The sequence below is a fragment of the Paraglaciecola mesophila KMM 241 genome (assembly GCF_000315015.1).
In the GTDB taxonomy this organism is placed as follows: Bacteria; Pseudomonadota; Gammaproteobacteria; order Enterobacterales; family Alteromonadaceae; genus Paraglaciecola; species Paraglaciecola mesophila.
Genome location: NZ_BAEP01000054.1, coordinates 176531 through 200230, shown reverse-complemented (window position 1 = coordinate 200230; position 23700 = coordinate 176531). Strand labels below are relative to the sequence as shown.

Below are 23700 nucleotides of genomic sequence, written 5' to 3'. Positions count from 1 at the left end.
TTAGCATGGCTAAACTTTAGTCTGCAGCAGGTGGTAAGGACGTTGGCGTAACGTGTCAGGGATTTTCCCTAATTGACACTGGGTTTTCGTGACTTCTATTCCTAACGCAGTCAGGCGTTTATTGAATAAAGGTAGGTAGTTCATCACTTGGTGTTTGGTTTGCTCATTTGAGGTATAAAAGTCTAGCTCTAGTGTACCTTGGCGCAATTTAGCTTTGGTCAACAACTCACCCAAATCACCGGCACTTAACTTCATGGTCAAATGCCAAATTCGATTGTTGTCGTTTTCATTCTCTTTCCCGTCCTTTGACGACTCGCTTTCACGCCTGACTAATAGCTCGATATCGTGCAGTTTGTTGCCAAACGCAGAGGGCAAGGTGTAGTAAAAACTGTCTTGACCTTGCAGGAGTTGCTCGGCATTGCCAATTTTACTACTTTGATGACCGGCAAATAATCGGCTTATTTCGCGTAGAATTTGATGCTTCTGTTCTAGCTGAGCAAACTCATTCAAACCCTTTGGATTGACCGGGGCGCTGTTATTCGTTTTACCAGAAACTGCACTAGCTTCAGAACTAAAAAGCGAATTAATCCCTTGGGATAGTTTCTCGCTTTGGTGAGGTTGGTTGCGTGCAAAGCGCGATGCCAGAGATATTTGTATTAACGTGACTAAACCACTCAACATGCCCTGTCCGGCAACTGGACTTACAATTTGTGTGGCACTTAAACTCAGTGCTTGGTTTGTTAACAGCTGACGTATCTGATTGGCGTCTTGCTCTTTACCTTGAGGTACATTTTTTTTTATTAGTTCCAATACATTTTCTTTAAGAGCTTTTACCCCAGGCTCCTCAATAAACTGCGTATCGTTTAGCGCGCTGGCTATTCTGGTTAATGATTCACTGGGCTGTTCGGCTCTTGCTTGTACAACGCGTAATAACGAATGTAGCACCTCTATTGCTTGTGCTTTAACCTTCGTTGTCATTTGCGGGACGACAATATTCGCTTTCTCAACCTGTTCATTGTTGACTGAAGTTTCATGTTGACTGCCAATTGCTGTTGTTTTAGCTGTCGTGCTATCAGTAGAGTGTATTGCTGTAAATTTTGAGGTGCTCTCAGGCTTACTGCTACTTGGTAAAATGGTATTGGCCGCTGCAGGGTTTATAGCCTTTGCAGTCACTTGCTGCTCGCCCGTGATGTTGTTCAGAAATTGATTTATTCCTTGGCGAAAGGATGAGGCAGCGGATACCGCTAACTTTGATATATGGCTTTGTGATCTATCTATTGGCTGGTTACTTGAGCGTAGCTCTGAGTCTTTCTTATCTATGGGCAAATTCTTCATAGGATCTATGATGGCAGCGGCTGACTTATCCGCACTGTTACTAGCAATATGCAGAAGTGCTCTTTGTGTTTGCGGGTCCACTGGTACATTTAGTGTTTTTAACAATGAGAGTATGCTGCTGATATTTTTCTCGGTTATGTTTATTTGGGCAGCCGGTTTTGTGGTCGCAGTGTGAAGCATGTCAGTATTTTGTATTACCGCCCCCCCATCTGTACTTATCGCCAGCCGTAATTTTGCTGCGGGTGTACTTTGTAAAGAGGCCATTAATATAAAATTATTTTTAATATTCTGCTCAGCATTGAGATTCGGCTGTGAAATAATTGCGCCGATATTCGCTTCGCGTATCACGGCTGGAGTCGATGTCAGAACGCGACTCAAAGTCTTGCTATCAATCGCTATATGAGGTGATGATTGATTCGGGTTTAAAGCATTCTGTCGAGGGTGTAGTGTATTGCCTTGTGCTGGCATCTTTGAGGCTGCGTCAACAAGCATCTGTTTGAGTACAGGGGAGATCTGATCATTGGTCGCTTTGGCGATAATGCCTTGAGAACCACTGTTATGGCTATTAAGTATTATCTGCCACTGGTTGCCAACCGGTTTAAGCTGCACATTGAGTATTTCCCCGTTTCTGAGAGGATTAGGAGCTGGGGCAGAGATAGATAAACTCACACTCGAGCTTTGCTGAGCTGCCGAGCTTATAAACTTTAATGTTGTAAACTTAGCATCGATTGCGACGACTTGAGCTTGAGAGGTCAATAATGTCGGAGGAATGCGAGCAGCCTGTATTTGACTGGGTGGTAAGCTTAAAATCCGCTCTAATTGCTGGCTGTTTATCGTAGCATTAATTTGACTAGTATTTGCTGTATGGGTACTGGTGAATACTAGGACCGGAGTGTTAATCGCTTGTTGAGTGCCCACCGCTTGTTGAGAGCCCACCGCGGGTTGAGTGCCCACGGCGGGTTGAGAGCCTGTCGAAACCTGAGCCGCTAACAGTGAAGCTGCGGTGGAGGCTTGTGAAATTGCTTTAGTCGATGTTGCCTTACTAGAAGTGGCTGTGTTGGCAACATCACTAGTAACACTAACGTTATAGCGCTGCTTTGGGTCGAGGTGACCCTTAATCTCGCTTGTAGCTAGCGGAACAGGCTGACCTTGCGCCGTCGAACTGACCGTAACAAGGGCTGGTGATACTTGCTTGACGACGGCCTCTGAACTTAGCCCACTGGTGCTTGCGGCGACCTTCGCTTTTTGAGTAGCTTGCGCCGTCTGCGTTGAGGAAATAGGGGGGCTATCTGACATATATCGTATATCGGCTGTTAGCGAATAATATTAATTTAAATGTAGCATGCTCTTATACCAATCCGCATTAATAAGTACCCCTCAGAATGCGTCCAGCGGTTTTTGGATAATGCGTTGCTATATAGTAAGGGTAATTCCCTTTCAAATAGTGATATCGCAGAGCAAAAGCCGCTGGGGAATTCCTGTCAGGCGAGTTTAAAAGGACTTACACTGCGTTGCATGACTTCAAAAGAGCTAGTTGTCTTTTAATAAAGAGCTGTCAGTCATGTGCCTTGGTTAAGCCCTTTTAAGCTCTAGCTGATTGATCAGGTTATTAACGGGGAATGGTATTATTCCAACCCTGTAGCTCTTAGGGTCTTTTAGTCTTGCACTAGCACGGGAATTAACAGCGTTTTTTGACTATGGGCACTATATGACTGGTGCATACCACCGATGGGATTCACATTGCTGCCTTTAATATCGTTATCAAAGTGATGGCGTTTTTATTCGATTCATTCTTTAGTACCTTAAAATAGCAACTTTAGTACATGAATTGATACGACTTATTTTTATTTTCTGAGTATTCCAGATTGTCGGGCTGTGGTATTATCACAGCGTTTTTTTGTCTAACTATTTGTTTACCTAGGGACTGTTTTGCCGCTACTTTCTGCCCATCAATTATCTGTTTCAAAGCGCGATAGGCTGCTGTTTGATGAGATAAATATCTCTGTTTCTGCGGGGGATTTGATGTATATCAAGGGGCCAAATGGTGCGGGCAAAACAAGTCTGTTGAGAGTATTAACCGGATTAGTAAACGCTGACAGCGGCTCGGTTGCGTACCGTGGGCAAAACATTATGCAAAATCGTGAGACTTACCAAAGTGACTTACTCTATTTTGGCCATGCTTTAGGCATTAACCGCAGTTTAAACCCACTTGAGAATTTAATGTATTGGTGTTGTCAGCACAACGTGATGACAACTAAAAACGCAATCTACGATATTTTGAGTGTACTAGGGTTAGTGGGTTTAGAAGATGTACCGGTGAGTAATTTATCGGCAGGACAGCAAAGACGTGTTGCATTGGCGAGATTTTGGTTAAAAACCGCTGCCACTGTATGGATTTTAGATGAACCATTCACTGCGCTAGACGTACAAGGGATTGCGCTGTTAAACACTCGAATTATTGAGCATTTGCAGCAAGGTGGGTGTGTGGTAATGACATCTCATCAAGCGTTAGATGTAGATTACCCAACAAAAGAGTTGCAGTTGGAATATCGCATATGAGAATTGCACTAAAAGCGATATTCGCCCGTGATTTGGCTTTGGCCTATCGCCAGCGTTCAGAGCTGATGCAGCCAATGATGTTTTTCATATTGGTAATAAGCTTGTTTCCTTTGGGCATCGGGCCAAACCCAGCTACGTTGCAAAAGGTTGGGCCTGGAGTGATATGGGTTGCAGCGATATTATCCTCGTTGCTCGGTATGGAGCGTTTGTTTAAAGATGATTATAACGATGGCTCACTTGAGCAAATAATGTTGTCAGCCACGCCATTGCCGTTTGTGGCATTGGTTAAAGTGTTTACCCATTGGCTCACCAGTATTGTTCCACTTTTGTTGTTATCACCTCTTTTAGCGCTTTTTTTAAATCTAACTGAGCCAATGTATTGGGCGTTGTTAAGTACGCTCTTATTGGGTACGCCACTGTTGAGTTTAGTGGGGGCAATTGCCGTCGGATTAACCCTAGGGCTTAATCGAGGGGGCGTGTTATTAGCGCTGCTGCTATTGCCGGTGTTTATTCCGTTACTTATTTTTGCTACTGCAGCGGTAGAAGCTGCGTCATTACAATTACCGTATACGGCACAATTAGCCATTATTGGTGCAATGTTCTTAATCTCCTTGGCTTTGGCGCCCTTCGCTATTGCCTACGCATTACGAGTGAGTCAAAACTGATGTGGAAATGGTTACATCCCTATGCGAAAACCCAAAATGCTTACCAGCTATGTGAGCGCTTACTACCTTGGTTTGTCATTTCAGCTTTCATTTCTTTTACTGTTGGGATGATATGGGGCCTTGCTTTTGCTCCCTCTGATTATCAGCAAGGGGATTCCTTCCGGATTATCTATATTCACGTGCCTAGCGCGATTTTATCTATGGGTGCATATAGTGCGATGGCGATTTCAGCTTTTATAGGGTTGGTTTGGCAGGTGCGTACTGCATTTATGGCCATGATAGCGCTAGCGCCAATTGGGGCAGTAGTGACTTTTATCGCGTTGTTCACCGGCGCTGCCTGGGGTAAACCCATGTGGGGCACTTGGTGGGTATGGGATGCGCGCTTAACTTCTGAGTTGATTTTATTATTTTTGTACTTGGGCGTTATTTCTTTGTATGCCTCATTTGAGGATAAGCAGCAGGCAGGCAAAGCCGCAGGTGTGATGGCACTGGTAGGCGTAATCAATTTGCCTATTATTCATTTTTCTGTGGAGTGGTGGAATACCTTACATCAAGGCGCGAGTATCACTAAATTCGATAAGCCATCCGTTGCGCCGGAAATGCTCTGGCCTTTGTTGATAAGCATTCTGGGACTGGCGTTGGTGATGGGCGCTATATTCATTCGGCGCTTACAGAACGAAATATTACGTCGTGAGCTGCATCGCCCTTGGGTTCAATCGTTAGTTACTCAAACGAAGAGGAAATAATGCATGCAGTTTGAAAGTGTTAGTGCATTTTTAAATATGGGCGGTTACGGATTCTATGTGTGGCTGTCTTTCGGCGTTAGTCTGATGGCGCTAGCTGTTCTCGCTTTTGATGCAGTTCGGCAAAAAAAAGTATTATTTAATGCCGTTGAAAAAGAGCAGGCCCGAAAAACGCGTATTAAAGCGGCGAAGGCGACTGCTGCAGCGCAAGCGTCGCTACAAAACGAGGAAGTAAACAAATGAACCCTAGACGTCAAAAACGCCTGATAGTGATATCCGCTATCGTATTGGTAATCGGCGCAGCAATCGGCTTAATGCTTTATGCCCTGAGTCAAAACATTGATTTGTTTTACACGCCTTCGGAAGTCATCGACGGTAAGCAAATTGGCCAGGCAAAGGAAATCCCTCAAGTAGGCCAGCGCTTACGTATTGGCGGTATGGTGGTTCCCGGCTCTGTAAAGCGTGACAATGACAGCTTGGCGGTAAGTTTTGATTTAGTAGACACAGGGCCAGCGGTGACCGTCAGTTATCAAGGGTTATTACCTGACTTATTCCGTGAAGGGCAGGGTATTGTTGCCACTGGCGTATTGACGGCTTCGAATCATATTGAAGCGCATGAGGTGCTGGCAAAACACGATGAAGAATACATGCCCCCAGAGTTGGCTGAAAAAATGAAAGGCATCAAGCACGTAAAGCCTGAACAAGCATACTCAACACCAAAAGTGAGCGGTTAATATGGTTGCTGAGCTAGGAAATATCTCTCTTGTTTTAGCATTGCTAATGGCGATATCGCTCGCTATTTATCCTTTGTGGGGCGCACAAAAAGACCACTTAAAACTGATGCAAATGGCTAAACCTCTCGCCATTGGGATGTTCGCCTTTACGCTGTTTGCTTATATCTGTTTAACCTGGGCATTTGTGCATGATGACTTTAGCCTAGCGTATGTGGCGAGTACTTCTAACAGTACATTACCGCTTGTTTATAAATACACAGCTGTGTGGGGCGGGCACGAAGGTTCGTTTTTGCTGTGGGTGATGATCTTTTCAATTTGGACTGTGGCCGTCGCCTTATTCAGTAAAGCGATAGAGCTGAAAATGGTCGCCCGTGTGTTGTCTATTCTTGGTATGGTCGCCATCGGCTTTTACTTATTTATGCTACTCACTTCGAATCCGTTTGATGTGTTGTTGCCGTTCTACCCTGTTGATGGACGTGACTTAAACCCGCTGTTGCAAGACTTTGGCATGATCATTCACCCGCCTATGTTGTATATGGGCTATGTTGGGTTTTCTGTCGCCTTCGCGTTCGCCTTAGCCGCGTTAATTTCTGGGCAGTTAGACTCAACCTGGGCGCGCTGGTCTCGCCCATGGACGATTGCTGCATGGTCGTTTCTGACCGTAGGGATCGCACTAGGCAGTTGGTGGGCGTATTACGAACTTGGTTGGGGCGGATGGTGGTTCTGGGATCCTGTCGAAAATGCCTCGTTTATGCCTTGGCTTGTTGGCACAGCTTTAATGCACAGCTTGGCGGTGACCGAAAAACGCAAAGTATTTAAATCGTGGACAGTATTACTGGCGATCGCAGCATTCTCACTGAGCCTACTTGGAACGTTTTTGGTGCGCTCAGGTATTTTGGTATCAGTGCATTCCTTTGCCAGTGATCCAAGCCGCGGCATGTTTATTCTTGGCTTGTTGGTGGTGGTAATAGGTGGCTCTTTATTGCTGTTTGCATTACGTGCACCACAGCTAAAAGGCGCTGGGCGTTACCAGTTATTCTCTCGTGAGGTGATGCTCGCTGGGAACAACGTGTTTCTGACCGCGGCCTGTTTGGTGGTGTTATTAGGAACACTTTTACCACTAGTGCACAAAGAGTTAGGCCTGGGGTCTATTTCTATAGGCGCCCCTTTCTTTAATCAAATGTTTAGCTATTTGATTGTGCCATTTGTATTACTGATGGGCATCGGGCCATTGTCACGCTGGAAGAATCAAGCACCCTCGGCGCTGTATAAGCAGTTGTTGATTGCGTTTGCACTGAGCTTGTCTGCTGCGATATTGGTAACTGCGAATTTCGAGCAAACGTCCTACATGGCGGCGTTAGGCATGGTTATGGGGTTCTGGATTGTGGTCACCACGATCATGGAAATACACCAACGCATTAATGCTGATAAAAAACTGTCACAACAACCGATTTTCTCGGCCTTGGGTAAATTGACGCCTAGCCATTGGGGCATGGTGGTCGGCCACTTAGGCTTCGCTGTCAGTATTATTGGTATCACTTTGGTGAGTAACTACAACCAAGAAAAACACGTGCGCATGGCGTATGGCGAAACCGTTCAACTCATGGGTTATGACTTTACCTTTAATGGTGTAAGTAATGTTAAAGGGCCGAATTATACGGGCTATCAAGCGCATGTAGTGGCGAAACAAGACGGTGAAGTAGTCGCTAACCTAGAAGCTGAAAAACGTATTTACACGGTTCAGCGCAATGTGATGACTGAAGCTGGGATTGATTCGAATATTCACCGGGACTTGTTCGTGGCCCTTGGCGAGCAACTTGACGATGGCGATTGGGCTTTGCGCATCTACGTAAAACCGTTCGTAAACTGGATTTGGGCTGGCGCTTTCATCATGGGATTTGGTGGCATTTTGTCTATTTCAGATAAGCGTTATCGCATGCAAAAACTAGCGAGCAAGAAAGTCGTTAAACACAAAGCAAAAGTGAACGCGCCAGAAGCGCTAGCTTCTCAAGATGCAGTGGAGTCTCAATCATGAGAAAGATTTCGTTATTCGTATTGCCTTTAATTCTGTTTGCGGGCTTAGCGATATTCTTGTTTCAAGGGTTGTTTAGCAACCCTCGAGAGCACGAATCAACTTTGTTGAACAAACCCGTTCCGAGTTTTGTATTGCCTGATTTGATGAACACCGATTTAACCTACACCACAGAAGTGTTCGTGGGCAACGTGACCTTACTCAATGTGTGGGGCGTGTGGTGCGTTACCTGCGCTGTGGAAATTCCGTTTTTAGAACAATTAAAAAACGAAGGCAAACACATAGTCGGTTTGTATTACGACCAAGACATCGACCCAGACTTTGGCATTAAAACCGTCGAAAGAGTGCAGCAAGAAGTTGAGCAGAAACTTGGTCAATTAGGTGATCCTTACGCCTACAATATTTTTGATGTAAAGCGTGACCTATCATTAGATTTAGGTGTTACGGGCGCTCCTGAGACTTTCTTAATCGACAAACAAGGTAAAGTGCGTTTACACCACATTGGCGATATTAACCCTAGAGTGTGGCAGAACAAGTTTGAGTCTGTATATCAGGAGTTGATTGCAGAATGATACGTTTTAAAACCCTTATATTGGTTCTGTTAACTGTGCTAAGTACCTCAATCTTGGCCAGTGAAGAAACTTACCAGTTTGAAACAGATGCGCAAAGTGCGTTGTTCTTCGAGTTAACCAAAGAGCTGCGCTGCCCTATGTGTCAAAACCAAAATATCGCCGATTCAGACGCCATGATAGCTGCCGACCTGCGCCGGAAGGTGTATCAGCTAGTCAACGAAGGGCAGTCTCGCGAGCAAATTATTGATTATATGAAGCAGCGTTATGGTGACTTTGTTTATTACCAGCCGCCTGTGAACGCAACTACGGTTTGGTTATGGTTGTTGCCTGCGTTTTTTGTCTGTTTCGGCATTGTTTTTGTGGTGCGCAGTCGCCAGCAAAAACCAGTAAGCCAAGATGAGACTAAGCTGCAAGCCGCGGAAAAGTTGCTGGAGGAAGATAAGTGAGCGTATTTTGGATAACGGGGATCGTTTTGTTACTCGTAGCGGCGGGTTTCGTTGTATTTCCTTGGTTAGTAGAAGGGCGAAAACGCCAAGATACATTAACTAATACCCGTTTAATTCGGCAACGTTTGCTTGAGCTGGAACGGGAAGAGCATGAAGGCTTGCTAAGTCATGAAGACCGATTAGAAACAGAGAAAGATCTGAAAATTGCTTTGCTCGACGAGCAAGACTCACAGACTCAGAATGCTACCTCCGCTCGCGGAGTATTGCTTATTGGTGGTTTGCTAAGTGTGGTCGGAGTCGCTGTATTGTACTTTCAGGTGAACAATGTATCAGCATTGAATAACTGGCAAGATGCCAAAGCACAGCTACCGGAATTGGCTGAGCGCATTGTGACGCAAGGTGACGCCTCAGTCACCGAAGAAGATCTGCAGCAATTCGCGCTGGGCCTAAGAACTAAGCTTACTAGCAGTGAAGATGATGCTATAGGTTGGACGCTCCTTGGCCGTGTATATGTGGCTACTAATCGTGTTGAAAGCGCGATGGATGCCTTTGAGCGAGCACTTGCAATTGAACCTGACAATATCGAAACGCTAGCCAGTTACAGTCAAATGCTATTAATGGTGAATCAAGAAAGTTATCTGGCTCAGGCTAAAGTGTATTTGAACCGCATATTAGAGTTAGATCCGCAGAACACCGGAGCATTGGGTATGTTGGCGATGGCGGCTACCCAACAAGGTGACAAAGCATTAGCAATTGAAACCTGGCAGCGATTAAAAGCGTTTGTGCCTAAAGAGGCGCCGATATATCAATCAATCGAGGCGCAAATAGCCCAGCTAGAAGGGAATACAGTAGCGACTCCGGAATCGCTGGCTAAGCAGGAGCCTTTAGCGGGTAAAGAGCCATCAGCGGGTAGAGCGCCGACAGCAGGTAAAGAGCGGTCAGCGGAGCAGCAGCCTTCAGCAGCAGAGCCAGATAGCGCGCGTGTAATAGTGAGTGTTAACGTTACCTTGGATAAGTCACTTACTGCTAAAATACCGCAAAATGGTTTTTTGTTTGTTTATGCGCAAGATGCAAGTGGTGGCAGCAGAATGCCAGCTGCAGTAGTGAAAATGCCCATGAGCGAGTTACCGATTACGGTGGAATTGTCAGATGCGAACGCTGTGATGCCCACGCTAACCTTGTCGCAATTGTCACAAGTGCGCTTGGTGGCTAAAATATCCGAATCTGGCAATGTCATGAAAACAAGCGGTGATTTACAAGGAACGTTAGAGATAACACTTAATAAATCGAAAAACGAACAATACACGATATTAATCAATGAGGAATTACCGTGAATAAACTAAAAATAGGCACACTATTTTTTGTGTTATTGGCCTTAGGAGGCTGTGCGTCAAGTAACAAAGCAAACGAACAAGCGCAAGAATATAACGACCCGAAAGATCCGTTTGAATCGGTTAACCGCACATTTTGGGACTTCAACTACGACATTCTTGATAACTATGTATTGCGACCAGTAACAGTGGTTTATGTTGATTACACGCCGCAATTCGCTCGTACTGGATTATTCAATGCGGCGCTGAATCTTGAAGAGCCTTCTAACTCTTTGAATAACTTACTGCAAGGCAAGCCTGATGGCATGTTGATCAGTATTGGTCGTTTCTTGCTGAATTCGACTGTGGGGCTTTTAGGCACGATCGATGTCGCAACTGAATTGGGCTTAGTACGTCATGAAGAAGAGTTCGGTGAAACATTGGGTAAATGGGGCGTCGGTACGGGTCCGTACTTGATGATACCGGCTTTAGGCCCTAATGATATTCGAAGTGGAGTGGGGGACATTGTAGATACTTCCTATACCCCGCTAGATGCGCTTAACTTTTACTTTTCTGCTTTTAGAACGGGTATTAAGGTACTTGAGAGTCGCGCCACGTTGATGTCTCAAGAGCAGCAGCTTGAGCAATCTGCCGATCCGTACAGCTTTGTTAAAAATGCCTATTTCCAAAACTTAGAGTTTAAAGTGAAAGACGGACAAGTGGAAAAAACGCAAGAAGAAGAAGCGTTAGAAGATGATATTGATGCGTACTTGAATAGCCTTGATTAAACCTAAAGCATAACTGATAAAAGTATAAATCTGCCAAAGAAAAAGGCCCGATTAACCTAAGTTAATCGGGCCTTTTTTGACTGGAATTGGATTCGTTTCTACTTAAACTTATTTATAACCGTTAGGGTTATTCGATTGCCAATTCCAAGAATCGCGGCACATATCGGCCAACCCTTTTTCTGCCTTCCAGCCTAAAGCTTCGCTGGCAAGTTTTGGGTCTGCATAGCAAGCTGCTACGTCACCTTCACGACGAGGTACGAACTTATAAGCAATGGTTTGCCCGCTTTGTTTTTCAAACTCTTTCACCATGTCCACTACGCTGTAGCCTTGGCCTGTACCTAAGTTGTAGGTCACTAAACCAACATCGCTTTGTAGCTTGTCGAGCGCCTTGAGATGACCTGCGGCTAGATCTTCAACGTGTATGTAGTCACGCACGCCTGTGCCGTCTGGTGTGTCGTAGTCATTACCGAAAACTGACAGGAATTCACGTTTCCCTGTGGCCACTTGGGTGATAAACGGCATTAAGTTGTTAGGAATACCGTTTGGATCTTCCCCGATACGCCCTGAAGGGTGCGCGCCAGCCGGATTGAAGTAACGCAGCACAGCAATATTCCAGCTGTTGTCAGATTTATATAAATCCTTTAACACCAATTCAACCATTAACTTTGACTGACCGTAAGGGTTAGTTGGCTGCCCAGTAGGAAGGCCTTCATGCAGAGGTAATTCAACGGGATCGCCGTAAACCGTAGCAGAAGAGCTAAATACCAAGGTTTTCACATTGTGTTTAGCCATAGATTCACATAACACCAGCGTACCGTAGACGTTGTTATCGTAATACATCAAGGGCTTTTCAACTGACTCACCAACCGCTTTTAGGCCAGCAAAGTGAATAACCGAATCAACGTTGTGAGAGGTAAACAACGTATCGAGTACGTTGGCGTCACGAATATCCCCCTCGACAAACGTCACTTGCTTGCCGGTTAGCTCTTCTACGCGCGCTAACGCCTCTTTTGAAGAGTTACATAGATTATCGAGAACAACGACCTTGTTGTTGTTTTCCAACAACTGTAAAACCGTGTGGCTGCCAATGTAGCCAGCGCCGCCTGTTACTAAAATTGTTTGCATCGGGTTACTCTCCTTGGTGGTCAATTGGGGGAATGTATTTCGCGCAGAGACTATATTGTATCGGCCTAAGCACTAAGGGGTAAAGGGCAGCAACCAGCGCAGCCCAAAGCAGTGAATACCAGCTTTCAGTGCTTCTAAATATTAGGATAAATATAGGCAAGAGCACCGCTAACTTTAAAACGTTAAGCAGGAGTTTTTCAGGTCCTGTTAGTTTGTTTTGTGCTATTTGAATGGCGGCTAACCGCTCAGTCAGCGGCAAATGGGCAATACTCGGAATGTCTCTAGACGAAAAATAGATTTTCATTTCACTCTTGCTTATCTAAAAGAAACGCCTAGCTGAAGTTAAACAGGTAGGCGCTATTTATAGTATTATATTATTAATCAATTCGCCACTGGCGAACCACGTTTGTTAACTGGCTCGCTGACCAGCTCTGCATCCATTAAGCTCGTTTGTTCTCAGCAAGCTTTTCCCATGCTTTGGTTTTAAAGCTCAGCAAGAAAATGACAATACCAATAGCAATAGTGAACAAACTAATTTGTAAATACAGATTAGGCATATCTTCTACTTTATTCGGATCGAAGTTACCTGCCAACAGACCGGCTATAACGTTCCCGATTGAATAAGTTAATACGAAAACCCCCATCATCTGACCAGCAAAACGCTTAGGAGAAAGCTTACTTACGGCTGCTAATGCAACAGGGCTTAAGCATAATTCACCAACCGTGTGTAAGAAGTAAGTAGCCACTAACCAGTAAGGTGCAACGCGCAAGCCTGTAGCAGCAGCTTGTGCCGCGAAGAACATCACCAAGAAACCCGTTGCCATGATAATTAGGCCGACCGCACATTTAAGGCCGTATGATGGCGTTAGCATGCGCTTGGCTAGGTTTATCCATAACGCTGCAAAAAAGGGTGACAAAATAATGATAAAGAAGGAGTTAGCGGATTGGAACCAAGCTGTTGGGATCTCGAAATCGCCTAACATACGCTCAGTATAATCACGGCCAAACAAGTTTAGCGACGAGCCCGCTTGCTCAAAGCCGGTCCAGAAAAAGATAGAGGCTAAGCACACCAAGAAAAGCGCACCTAAGCTGCGTTTCTCATTTGGGTCCAAATTACCAAAAAAGAATACTCCGGCATAATAAGCCAAGAACACCACAGTGATCGCAATAGCGACATACTGTGCCATGGTAACAGGGTCAAAACTAAGCTGACCGCTGATCATCAAATACGTTACAACGGCTAATCCGATCATGGCAACAGCAATGACTTGCCAAGAACGCTTAGTGGCGGTTGCAGACATTGCCACCATAGGCTGTGCACCGGCGCCGTCTAATTTGTGAATGGTCATGCGATATTGAATTAAGCCAATGCCCATACCAATGGCTGCTGCACCGAAAGCCCAATGCCAGCCCATTTCAACTTGCAAGTAACCACATACGATGTAACCAATGATTGAACCGAGGTTGATACCTAAATAATAAAGTGTGTACCCACTATCACGACGATCGTCGTCATCTGCATACAACTGACCCACCATAGCGCCGATATTTGGCTTAAGTAGGCCTGTGCCTAAGACGACTAACACTAAGCCAACGAAGAAGGTTGAGTTGTTAGGAATCGCTAACACTATGTGACCACACATGATGATCACGCCGCCGAACCAAACAGCTCGCTGCCCGCCAATTAAGCGATCGGCTATCCAGCCGCCGGGCAAACCCATAAAATAAACTGCGCCAGTGTATAAGCCGTAAATCGCAGTAGCGGATGCTACCGTAATTACTAAGCCGCCTTCTTGAATACTCGCGGTCATGAAAAGTACTAATAATGCGCGCATGCCGTAGTAGCTCATGCGCTCCCACATCTCAGTGAAGAATAGGGTAGAAAGGCCCCCTGGTTGGCCTAAAAAGTCTTTTGTTTTTGTTGTCATAATGCCTGCCGTAAACCCAGTTAGCGTCTTTATATTAAAAAAGAAACACGAATGAAGATGCTAAAAGTCTGGTTATGATTATTGTTTTTGCCGACTACTCTAACGGTAGTTAACGATTTTCAGCCACGTTTATACTAGAGCCAAGGGATGAAGACAAGAAAGGCTGCGCCACGAGGTTGTAATTATTTCTTCACTAATGGTCAGACCTCACAGTAGCGGTAGCCTAAATTAACCGTTTCACTCATTTCGCAAATCATATATCATGCTGCCCCATTTATTTGGCACAATTGTACAGATTTCAACCTTCTGAGACCCACAGGGATAGCAGTATGTTAAGAAAGTTTAATTTTCAGATATTCGCATTACTTGCGTTTATGTTTGTGGCGCCGGTTAACGCAGTTACGCCATCAGCGCAACAAATAGAACAATTTAAAAGTATGCCCAAAGCGCAGCAAGAAGCACTTGCACGCCAAATGGGAATTGATTTATCTGACTTAAATCTTTCAGGTGGAAGCAGCAACAATATACAGGTGCAACCAGAAACTCAGGTAAACCGCTATGTTGACGATAACGAAATTGCTGCACGTCTCGCTGCGCAAAGTGCTAATAAGAACAAAACAAAAGAATTAAAACCGTTTGGTTACGATCTCTTTGACTCTTCTACTGCCACTGCTTCTTTTGCACCGCCAACGAACTTGCCTGTACCAGCAGATTATATATTGGGCCCGGGTGACACCATTCGCGTGCAATTGTTCGGTAAGGTCAGTGAGCAACATTCGCTGCAAGTAAACAATGAAGGCGTTATAGAGGTGCCAGACTTAGGCCCAATGAATGCCGCAGGCCTTAGTTATAACGAATTCAAGCAACAGCTGACACAGCGTTACAGCGAACAAGTCATTGGGGTAACGCCAAATATCAGTATGGGCGAGCTTCGTACAATCCAGGTTTATATGGTGGGTGAGGCTTATCAGCCAGGCGCGTATACAGTTAGCGCGTTATCAACCATTACCAACGCGTTGTTTTCAAGTGGCGGTATTAACGATGTGGGCTCATTACGACATATTGAGCTTAAGCGAGCCGGGAAAACAGTAACCGAGTTCGACTTGTACGACTTACTGGTATTTGGTGACACCAGCAAAGACATGCGCTTGCAACAGGGCGACGTCATCTTTATTCCTATTGTGAAAAAATTAGTGAGCGTCGACGGCGAAGTTCGACGCCCAGCGATTTATGAAGCCAAAGATAATGACACCATGGCTAGCATGCTCAACATCGCTGGGGGCTTATTGCCGACTGCGGCTGCGAAGAGTCTGCAAGTAGCACGTAGTACAGCCAGCGACGGTTTTGAAGTGAAAACTGTGAACATGCAAGACAGAGCTGGGCGTTCACTAAAACTATCTGCAGGCGACTTTATTAACGTTTCCGCTGCGGGCAACGAATTTAATAATGCGGTTGTCGTCATGGGGGCGTATGCCACCCCAGGCTTGACCCAATGGCGGCCGGGATTGATGTTATCTGATCTAGTTAATCGCAATAGCTTAATGGGCACGACAGACGTTGATTATGCCTTGATCATGCGCGGTGCTAAATTTGCGCGCCAGAGTGACATTATTCAATTTGAGCCAGCTAAAGTACTCTCTGGTGAAACTGATGTTGAATTGAATGCATTCGACAAAGTCGTGTTTTTCAATCGTTTTACGCCAATTGACCCTGCAGTTGAAGAAGATAGAAAGCAAAAAGAGTTTCTTAGCGGTCTAGAAAATACGCGATTCAGTTCAAGCCAGCAAAATTCAACCACTGGCGGTTACGTAAACAATATACCTATGCAGAATGGCGCTAACAGCCAAACAACAAGCAATTCGCAGAACCCACAATTTGAAAACACATTGCGCGACCAAAGTACTGGAAACAATTCACGAAATATTAAAGGTTCTGGCGATAACGATAACGATAACGAGAACAAAGAAGATAACAGAGCTAGCTTCTTACAAGAATTAGATTTAGCTAGCTTCACGGAAAAGTATTTGATTTTAGAGAAAACAAAGTACTTGTCTCGTGAAGAATTATTAGCACCCATCATTGAGCGCTTACAAAACGAGAGCACCCAGAGCTCTCCAATGAAATTGGTTGAAATAACCGGGCAAGTTAAGTTCCCTGGTGTGTACCCAGTACAGAAGAACGCGACCGTGCGCGACCTAATTTTAGCCGGCGGTGGCTTGTTAGAATCAGCTTATTTACAAAAAGCTGAAATTTCGCGAACAGGTTTAGACAGCGATAACGCACTGCAAATAGATCATATTCAAATTGATTTGATAGACTCAATGCTAGGTAACAGTAAAATTGCCCTGCAAAGTAAAGACACGCTGAATGTGTTACGCACCCCAGATTGGCATGAAAACAAAAAAGTAGAGCTGGTTGGCGAGGTGGTATTCCCTGGGGTTTACCAAATCAAAAAAGGCGAAACGCTTGCGCAGTTAATTGAGCGTGCAGGTGGCTTCACCGAAGAAGCAACCGTTAAGGCGGTAGTGTTTACGCGTGAAGAGCTAAAAGAGCGAGAACGTGAAAATCTAGACAAGTCAGTAGAGAACTTACGTCAGCAAATTGCATCAACCAATCTTTCTGGTAGTCAAAATGTGAAAACCATAGATTACCAAGAAGCGACGTTAATACTCGATGAATTGCTTAATGTTGAACCTGTGGGGCGTTTAGTTATCGATATGCCGCAAATTATAGCGGGTAACCCCACTGCTGATTTATCACTTAAAGACGGTGACAAACTGTTTGTGCCTAATATTTCTTCTTCAGTTTCGGTAGTCGGTGAAGTATTTGTACCTTCAACCCATATGTTTAAATCCGGCAAAACACTCAAGCAATATATATCGAATTCGGGTGGTGAAACAGACCGCGCAGATATGGGCGATGTGTACATAGTTAAAGCTGATGGCTCAGTGACTATACCTGAAACCTCATTCTGGTTTAGCTCAAATGACACCGTGTTAGAGCCAGGCGACACCATAGTGGTGCCACGTGACGTAACTAACTATGAGCGCTTAGGCTTATGGCAAACTGTTACTTCAATTGTTTATCAGTCAGCCATTGCCTTAATTGCCATTGGCAATCTGTAACGTGTTAAAAGCGAAATTTGAGTAATAGAAATGACTGATACGAAAAGTAACACACAAGAAAAAGTTCAGTACGTTGCCATATCGCCAGATATGCTGCTGGCACAAAACAATGACGACGAAATAGATTTACGAGAGCTATGGAATGTTATTTGGCGCGGTAAGTGGATTATTATTGCGATCACCGCAATATTTGCCGTGGCCTCCGTCTTTTATGCTTTAAGCCTACCGAATATATATAAGTCCGAAGCCCTACTTGCCCCCGCGGACTCCGATCAGCAGGGTGGGTTATCTGGGCTTTCTGGACAACTTGGGGGCCTAGCATCTCTTGCAGGGGTGAATCTAGGTGGTGGTAAAACCGACAAAACTGCACTTGCGATAGAGATACTTAAATCCCGCGAGTTTTTCGCTAAATTCGCTGAAAAACACGATATATTGCCTGGTTTGGTGGCGGTTAAAGATTGGGACATGTCTTCGAATACGGTCATTTACGACGAGGATGTTTATCTGCCACAAAGCAAAGAGTGGATTAGGGAAGTTCAACCTCCAAAAAAAGCTAAACCGTCGATGCAGGAAGCAAAAAAAGAATTTGATGCATTATTTTCAGTTGAGCAAAACCCGGACAATGGGATGGTGCTAATTGGTGTTGAACATTACTCACCTGAAGTCGCTAAACAGTGGGTTGATTGGTTGGTTCAAGATATTAATTCAGTAATGAAAGCTCGCGATAAGGCAGAAGCGAAAAATAGCATTCAATACCTTCAGTCTCAAATCGCGCAAACAAATATAGTTGAGCAAAAAACTCTACTTTATCAACTAGTTGAAGAGCAAGCAAAGACACTAATGTTTGCAGAGGTAAGAGATGAATATGTATTTAAAACAATTGACAGTGCGCAAGTTTCTGAACTGAAATTTATGCCGAATAGGCTACTAATAGTCATTTTTGGGTGTTTGGTTGGTGGTGTTTTGAGTACTATTTTTCTTTTAATTCGATACTTTTTGCATCGAAATCCTTAAAAGTTCATACACGTTAGGGCGTACCCCTTGGGAAAAGTGATGCCTTAAGCTTTTGTTTTTATAAGTAGATTTAATAGTGTTGTAAAATATCATTACAGCAGTAAAGTTAATGTTACGGAAATATTTATGTCGAGTAAAAAAATAGCTTTAATTACGGGTGTAACAGGTCAGGATGGGTCTTACCTGGCTGAATTTTTATTGGAAAAGGGCTATGAGGTACATGGTATCAAACGTCGAGCGTCATCATTTAACACGCAACGAGTAGATCATATTTACGAAGATGTACACGTCGAAAATGCCAACTTTAAATTACATTACGGTGATTTAACCGACTCTTCTAATTTAATTCGTATCATGCGAGAAGTTGAGCCTGATGAAGTGTACAACCTAGGGGCGCAATCACATGTAGCAGTATCTTTTGAAGCACCAGAATACACCGCTGATGTAGATGCTATGGGTACATTGCGCCTATTAGAAGCAATTCGCTTCTTGGGCTTAGAAAAGAAAACGAAATTTTATCAGGCTTCAACATCTGAGCTTTACGGTGAAGTGCAAGAAATTCCGCAAAAAGAAACCACTCCGTTTCACCCGCGCTCTCCTTACGCTGTAGCCAAAATGTATGCTTACTGGATAGCGGTAAATTATCGAGAGTCTTACGGCATTTATGCATGTAACGGTATTTTATTTAACCATGAATCACCACGCCGCGGCGAAACCTTCGTAACCCGTAAAATTACCCGAGGCATTGCCAACATAGCTCAGGGCGCAGAAAGCTGCCTTTATTTGGGGAATATGGATGCTCTGCGGGATTGGGGGCACGCCAAAGATTATGTTCGTATGCAGTGGATGATGTTACAACAAGAAAAACCTGAAGATTTTGTTATCGCTACCGGTAAACAAATCTCTGTCCGTGAGTTTGTTAAAATGTCAGCCCAAGAAGCAGGGATAGAAATTACTTTCAGCGGCGAAGGTGTTGATGAAATAGGTACTGTCTCTAAAATTACGGGCGATGATGCGCCGGGAGTGACGGTTGGCGATGTAATCGTTAAGGTTGACCCCCGTTACTTCCGACCTGCTGAAGTAGAAACTTTGCTAGGTGACCCAACAAAGGCGAAAGAAAAACTTGGCTGGGTACCTGAAATAACAGTTGAAGAAATGTGCGCCGAAATGGTTAAACACGACTTAGACAAAGCGAAGCAACACGCTTTATTGAAAAAGCATGGTTTCGATGTCGCTCTAGCCAAAGAGTAAATTCTTTTCTTATATCTCATAGCAGCCTCTAATGTGAGGCTGTTTATTTTTGGGGAACGCCATGAAAAAACGAATTTTTGTCGCTGGGCACAACGGTATGGTCGGTTCTGCGTTAGTGCGCCGTCTCAGTGCGCTAAAAGGTATTGAGCTTGTTTTACGTACTCGCAAAGAGCTCGATTTAACGAATCAGCAAGCAGTGTCAACTTTTTTTGCCTCTGAGAATATTGATGAAGTCTATTTGGCTGCAGCCAAAGTAGGGGGGATCATTGCGAATAATACTTATCCCGCTGACTTTATTTACGAGAACCTAATGATTGAATGCAACATCATTCATAGTGCTCATACTGCGGGTATTCAAAAGCTACTTTTTTTAGGCTCTTCATGTATTTATCCGAAGTTGGCAGAACAGCCCATGAGCGAGCAGGCTTTGTTGACAGGCACATTGGAGCCAACTAACGAGCCTTACGCTGTTGCTAAAATAGCTGGTATTAAGTTATGTGAGTCCTACAATCGCCAATATGGGCGCGACTATCGTAGTGTTATGCCTACTAACTTGTATGGGCCGCATGATAATTTTCACCCTGAAAACTCTCACGTTATCCCAGCGCTGATACGTCGCTTTCATGAAGCTAAAATTAACGATGAGAAAGAAGTTGTCGCCTGGGGCAGTGGAAAGCCGATGCGCGAGTTTTTATATGTAGACGATATGGCTGATGCATCGATTCATGTAATGAATCTAGACAAGGTTATATATGATGAGAATACTGAACCTATGCTGAGTCATATTAATGTAGGTAGTGGCGTAGATTGCACTATAAAAGAGCTCGTAGAAACTGTAGCGAAAGTAGTGGGCTTCAACGGAAACATAACGTTTGATACGGGCAAACCAGATGGAGCCCCAAGAAAATTGATGAATGTAGAACGACTTAAATCGTTGGGATGGCAATTTTCTGTGTCACTTTCAAGTGGACTAGAAAGCGCATATTCGTGGTTTTTGAAGAACGAAAAAAACTTTAGAACATCTTAATCAACCGCTCGTCATAAATCGAACTTTCAAATTTTATGTACTTTATGATAATAGCTAGATTTTTTTGAAACTATCTAGAGAGCCATTAAAGGGGAAGATGAATAATGTCAATCGTTGCTTTTATACCAGCTAGAGGAGGCTCGAAAGGGCTACCTAAAAAAAATATTAAGATGCTGGCTGGGAAGCCGTTAATTGCTTGGAGTATTGAGCAAGCATTAGCTTCTGAAATGATTGACCGGGTAATTGTCTCGACGGATTGCAGGGAAATTGCAGACGTAGCAAAAAAATATGGTGCTGAAGTTCCATTTATCAGACCTGAACGGTTAGCGAAGGATAATTCGACTACTGAATCTGCAATGCTACACTGCTGTGAATTTTTAAAGGAAAGAAACGAATTACCAGAATTGTTTGTTTTAGTCCAAGGAACCTCCCCTATTCGAGAGAAAGGGCAGTTCGATGATGCAATTTCATTCTTTAAAGAAGGTGATTTCGATAGCTTATTAACAGTTGCTAAGTCTCATCGTTTTATATGGAGTAATCCTTCACAACCAAAAGCTTCATATAACTACAAAAAACGCCCTCGTCGACAAGATATTGCTCCAGAGGAACAAACATATATAGAAACTGGTTCTTTTTACATAACGAAAACAAGATATCTCGTTGCCGAAGAAAATAGGTTAGCTGGAAAAATTGGCATCTTTGAAACGTCGGAAGAAGAAAGCTACGAAATAGATAGTCTAATTGATTTCAAAGTATGTGAAGAGATCATGAAATTTAAACTTAATTTAGAGTAAAGCAATGCTACTTACTAAAAATATTCAAAAACATATCTGTTTTACAGAATCTAACGTGATCGATGTTCTAAAAAAAATTAACGAAAATAAGTCGAGAATTATCTTTGTTGTGACTGAACACGGACATTTAGAAGGAAGTATTTCCGATGGTGACGTGCGTAGATGGTTAACAGAGGGTAAAAATCTAGATCTTAATGCTCTGGCGAAGACCGTCATGAACCGGAATGTTAAAAAGTTTCTTGTTGGAACAGAACGAAGCGTAATTGAAAAGATATTTCACACAGGTGTAGATTGTATTCCGTTGATAGATGATAACGGGCACCTTGTTCAATTAGCTTTTCAGGCCAGGAGCGGTTTTTTCCTCGGAAATCGCGAAATTTCAGATAACTCACCGAGCTTCATTATTGCAGAGATAGGTAATAATCATCAGGGAAGTATAGAGTTAGCAAAAGAGCTTGTTGATCACGCAGTAGATGCAAACGTGGACTGCGTTAAATTTCAAATGCGCAATATGAAGAAGTTATATAAAGACTCAGGGAAAAACGATGTTTCAGCTGACCTCGGAGCGCAATATACCTTAGATTTATTATCCAAGTTTCAATTATCAACTGAAGAGCTTATAGAAGTATTTGACTATGCCAAATCTAAAGGAGTCTTACCATTGTGTACTCCTTGGGATTTAGAGTCTTTAAAAGTGCTAGAAGAATATGGAATGAGTGCATATAAAGTAGCGTCTGCTGATTTTACTAACTTTGAGTTATTAGAAGCAATATCTAATACTGGTAAACCATTCTTCTGCTCGACAGGGATGTCTAGTGAAAGTGAAATACAAGAATCTGTAGCCTTTCTCAACGGTCTTGGCGCTAATTATGTACTCCTTCATTGCAACTCAACATACCCTACTCCCTTTAAGGACGTTAACTTAAAATACCTCACTCGGTTAAAAGAAATTACAGGGCAATTAGTCGGGTATTCTGGGCATGAAAGAGGGATTTGTATTCCCGTAGCGTCAATCGCGTTAGGTGCTACGGTGATTGAGAAACATCTAACCGTAGATACAAGCCTAGAAGGGACAGATCACAAGGTGAGCTTACTTCCCAACGAACTAAAAGACATGGTTGTGCAAGTTCGGCAAGTTGAAGAAGGGTTAGGCAGTGATAAAAAGCCGCGCGAAGTTACGCAGGGTGAATTAATGAACAGAGAGAACCTTGCCAAAAGTTTAGTCGCAATCAAAGATATACAATGTGGTGAGATAATCACAAGAGATTTAGTTGAGGTTAAAAGCCCAGGTCAGGGTTTACAGCCTAATCGCTTGAATGACTTAGTTGGAAAAAAAGCCGAGCGGGATATCGCTAAAGGTAGTTTCTTTTATATGAGTGATATTGTAGGCCAAATTAATAAGCGCAATTATAAGTTCAACCGCCCATTCGGCGTACCTGTTCGGTATCACGATTTTAGAAAAATTATAAAAGATACTAACCTTGACTTCGTAGAATTTCATTTGTCATACAACGATATGAAAGTTGACCTAAGTGAGTATTTTAATTGCGAGGAAAGTATGGGATTCGCTGTCCATAGCCCAGAGCTGTTCGCAAATGACCATATTCTAGACCTTTGCTCTGATGACCCAGAATATTTGAATCAATCAAAAGCGTTGTTACAGGACGTTATTAATATCACCAAGCAACTAAATAAATATTTCCCCAAGACAAATGATCCAGTGATTGTAGTCAATGCAGGTGGTTGGGACTCGAAAGGCTTTATCGATGAAGGGCTTAAAGCTGCAAAATATCAGCTTATTGCTGATGCCTTAAATGATCTTGATCTCAAAGGGGTAACTATTGCAATTCAAACTATGCCTCCTTTCCCATGGCATTTCGGAGGACAAAGCTATCATAATTTGTTTGTATGCGCCGACGAGATAGTCTCTTTTTGTAAAAAAAATCCACAAATCAAAATTTGCCTCGACATATCTCACTCTATGATGTCATGTAATTATTATGGTTGGGACCTGTTGGAGTTTGTAGCTAAAGTAGCACCATATAACGTCCATCTTCATATAGTAGATGCTAAAGGAGTTGATGGTGAAGGGGTAGCGATTGGTAAGGGAGATGTAGACTTTCCCGCGTTGATGAAGTTGTTGGATGAAGTTAATCCCAAAACTCAATTTATACCTGAAGTATGGCAAGGCCATAAAAATGGTGGTGAAGGTTTTTGGTCAGCTTTGGAGTTTTTAGAAAAGTTTAATTAAA

General features: G+C 43.6%; 20 protein-coding genes. 16 read left to right on the top strand and 4 right to left on the bottom strand.

Translation table 11 applies throughout. The features are described from left to right. Positions 1-9: 9 nt before the first annotated feature. Entirely contained in the window at positions 10-2631 is a 2622-nt protein-coding gene (gene fliK, locus GMES_RS13245) for a flagellar hook-length control protein FliK (RefSeq protein ID WP_006993216.1), read from the bottom strand. A 633-nt stretch (positions 2632-3264) separates the two neighbouring features. Here fliK and ccmA point away from each other — a divergent pair. Genes ccmA through GMES_RS13195 form a run of 10 tightly spaced genes read left to right on the top strand, consistent with a single transcriptional unit; the run spans position 3265 to position 11184 of the window. Next, positions 3265-3894 carry a cytochrome c biogenesis heme-transporting ATPase CcmA gene (gene ccmA, locus GMES_RS13240; RefSeq protein WP_006993215.1) on the top strand — a complete coding sequence of 210 codons (630 nt, stop codon included), beginning with the start codon at positions 3265-3267 and terminating at the stop codon, positions 3892-3894. Beyond that, positions 3891-4559 carry a heme exporter protein CcmB gene (gene ccmB / locus GMES_RS13235; RefSeq protein WP_006993214.1) on the top strand — a complete coding sequence of 223 codons (669 nt, stop codon included), beginning with the start codon at positions 3891-3893 and terminating at the stop codon, positions 4557-4559. Before ccmA ends, ccmB begins: the two co-directional genes overlap by 4 nt. Continuing rightward, complete coding sequence (locus GMES_RS13230; protein WP_006993213.1) at positions 4559-5305, top strand: heme ABC transporter permease; 747 nt, start codon at positions 4559-4561, stop codon at positions 5303-5305. The genes ccmB and GMES_RS13230 overlap by 1 nt, the downstream gene beginning before the upstream one ends. A gap of 3 nt (positions 5306-5308) precedes the next feature. Continuing rightward, entirely contained in the window at positions 5309-5545 is a 237-nt protein-coding gene (ccmD, locus tag GMES_RS13225; RefSeq protein WP_006993212.1) for a heme exporter protein CcmD, read from the top strand. Further along, entirely contained in the window at positions 5542-6036 is a 495-nt protein-coding gene (gene ccmE, locus GMES_RS13220; protein WP_006993211.1) for a cytochrome c maturation protein CcmE, read from the top strand. Before ccmD ends, ccmE begins: the two co-directional genes overlap by 4 nt. Before the next feature lies 1 nt (position 6037). After that, on the top strand, positions 6038-8071 hold the full coding sequence (locus GMES_RS13215) for a heme lyase CcmF/NrfE family subunit (RefSeq protein WP_006993210.1): 2034 nt from the start codon (positions 6038-6040) through the stop codon (positions 8069-8071). After that, entirely contained in the window at positions 8068-8640 is a 573-nt protein-coding gene (locus tag GMES_RS13210) for a redoxin family protein (protein ID WP_006993209.1), read from the top strand. The genes GMES_RS13215 and GMES_RS13210 overlap by 4 nt, the downstream gene beginning before the upstream one ends. Then, entirely contained in the window at positions 8637-9086 is a 450-nt protein-coding gene (locus GMES_RS13205; RefSeq protein ID WP_006993208.1) for a cytochrome c-type biogenesis protein, read from the top strand. The genes GMES_RS13210 and GMES_RS13205 overlap by 4 nt, the downstream gene beginning before the upstream one ends. Further along, positions 9083-10420 (top strand): c-type cytochrome biogenesis protein CcmI, encoded by a 1338-nt coding sequence (ccmI, locus tag GMES_RS13200; protein WP_006993207.1) that lies wholly within the window; start codon positions 9083-9085, stop codon positions 10418-10420. Before GMES_RS13205 ends, ccmI begins: the two co-directional genes overlap by 4 nt. Further along, positions 10417-11184 (top strand): MlaA family lipoprotein, encoded by a 768-nt coding sequence (locus tag GMES_RS13195; RefSeq protein WP_006993206.1) that lies wholly within the window; start codon positions 10417-10419, stop codon positions 11182-11184. Before ccmI ends, GMES_RS13195 begins: the two co-directional genes overlap by 4 nt. 108 nt (positions 11185-11292) lie before the next feature. On the opposite strand, the gene galE is transcribed toward GMES_RS13195, so the two are convergent. The 3 genes from galE to GMES_RS13180 all read right to left on the bottom strand — a co-directional run bounded on the left by galE (position 11293) and on the right by GMES_RS13180 (position 14237). Then, positions 11293-12309, bottom strand: a complete 1017-nt coding sequence (gene galE / locus GMES_RS13190; protein WP_006993205.1) for a UDP-glucose 4-epimerase GalE — start codon at positions 12307-12309, stop codon at positions 11293-11295. A gap of 4 nt (positions 12310-12313) precedes the next feature. After that, the gene (locus GMES_RS13185) at positions 12314-12613 is read right to left on the bottom strand and encodes a DUF6170 family protein (protein ID WP_039987415.1); all 300 of its coding nucleotides are present in this window, start codon (positions 12611-12613) and stop codon (positions 12314-12316) included. A 136-nt stretch (positions 12614-12749) separates the two neighbouring features. After that, positions 12750-14237 (bottom strand): peptide MFS transporter, encoded by a 1488-nt coding sequence (locus GMES_RS13180; RefSeq protein WP_006993204.1) that lies wholly within the window; start codon positions 14235-14237, stop codon positions 12750-12752. 329 nt (positions 14238-14566) lie between these two features. On the opposite strand from GMES_RS13180, the gene GMES_RS13175 reads away from it, so the two are divergent. From GMES_RS13175 to GMES_RS13150, 6 genes are all read left to right on the top strand, one after another. Next, on the top strand, positions 14567-17362 hold the full coding sequence (locus tag GMES_RS13175; protein ID WP_006993203.1) for an SLBB domain-containing protein: 2796 nt from the start codon (positions 14567-14569) through the stop codon (positions 17360-17362). 30 nt (positions 17363-17392) lie between these two features. Beyond that, positions 17393-18376, top strand: a complete 984-nt coding sequence (locus GMES_RS13170; protein WP_006993202.1) for a Wzz/FepE/Etk N-terminal domain-containing protein — start codon at positions 17393-17395, stop codon at positions 18374-18376. Positions 18377-18502: 126 nt separating this feature from the next. Beyond that, entirely contained in the window at positions 18503-19627 is a 1125-nt protein-coding gene (gene gmd / locus GMES_RS13165; protein WP_006993201.1) for a GDP-mannose 4,6-dehydratase, read from the top strand. Positions 19628-19688: 61 nt separating this feature from the next. Further along, complete coding sequence (gene fcl, locus GMES_RS13160; protein ID WP_006993200.1) at positions 19689-20654, top strand: GDP-L-fucose synthase; 966 nt, start codon at positions 19689-19691, stop codon at positions 20652-20654. A gap of 104 nt (positions 20655-20758) precedes the next feature. Continuing rightward, a complete protein-coding gene (locus tag GMES_RS13155) occupies positions 20759-21448 on the top strand; it encodes an acylneuraminate cytidylyltransferase family protein (protein ID WP_006993199.1) in 690 nt (229 codons plus the stop codon). Between the two features lie 4 nt (positions 21449-21452). Beyond that, a complete protein-coding gene (locus GMES_RS13150; RefSeq protein WP_006993198.1) occupies positions 21453-23699 on the top strand; it encodes an N-acetylneuraminate synthase family protein in 2247 nt (748 codons plus the stop codon). Position 23700: the final 1 nt, after the last annotated feature.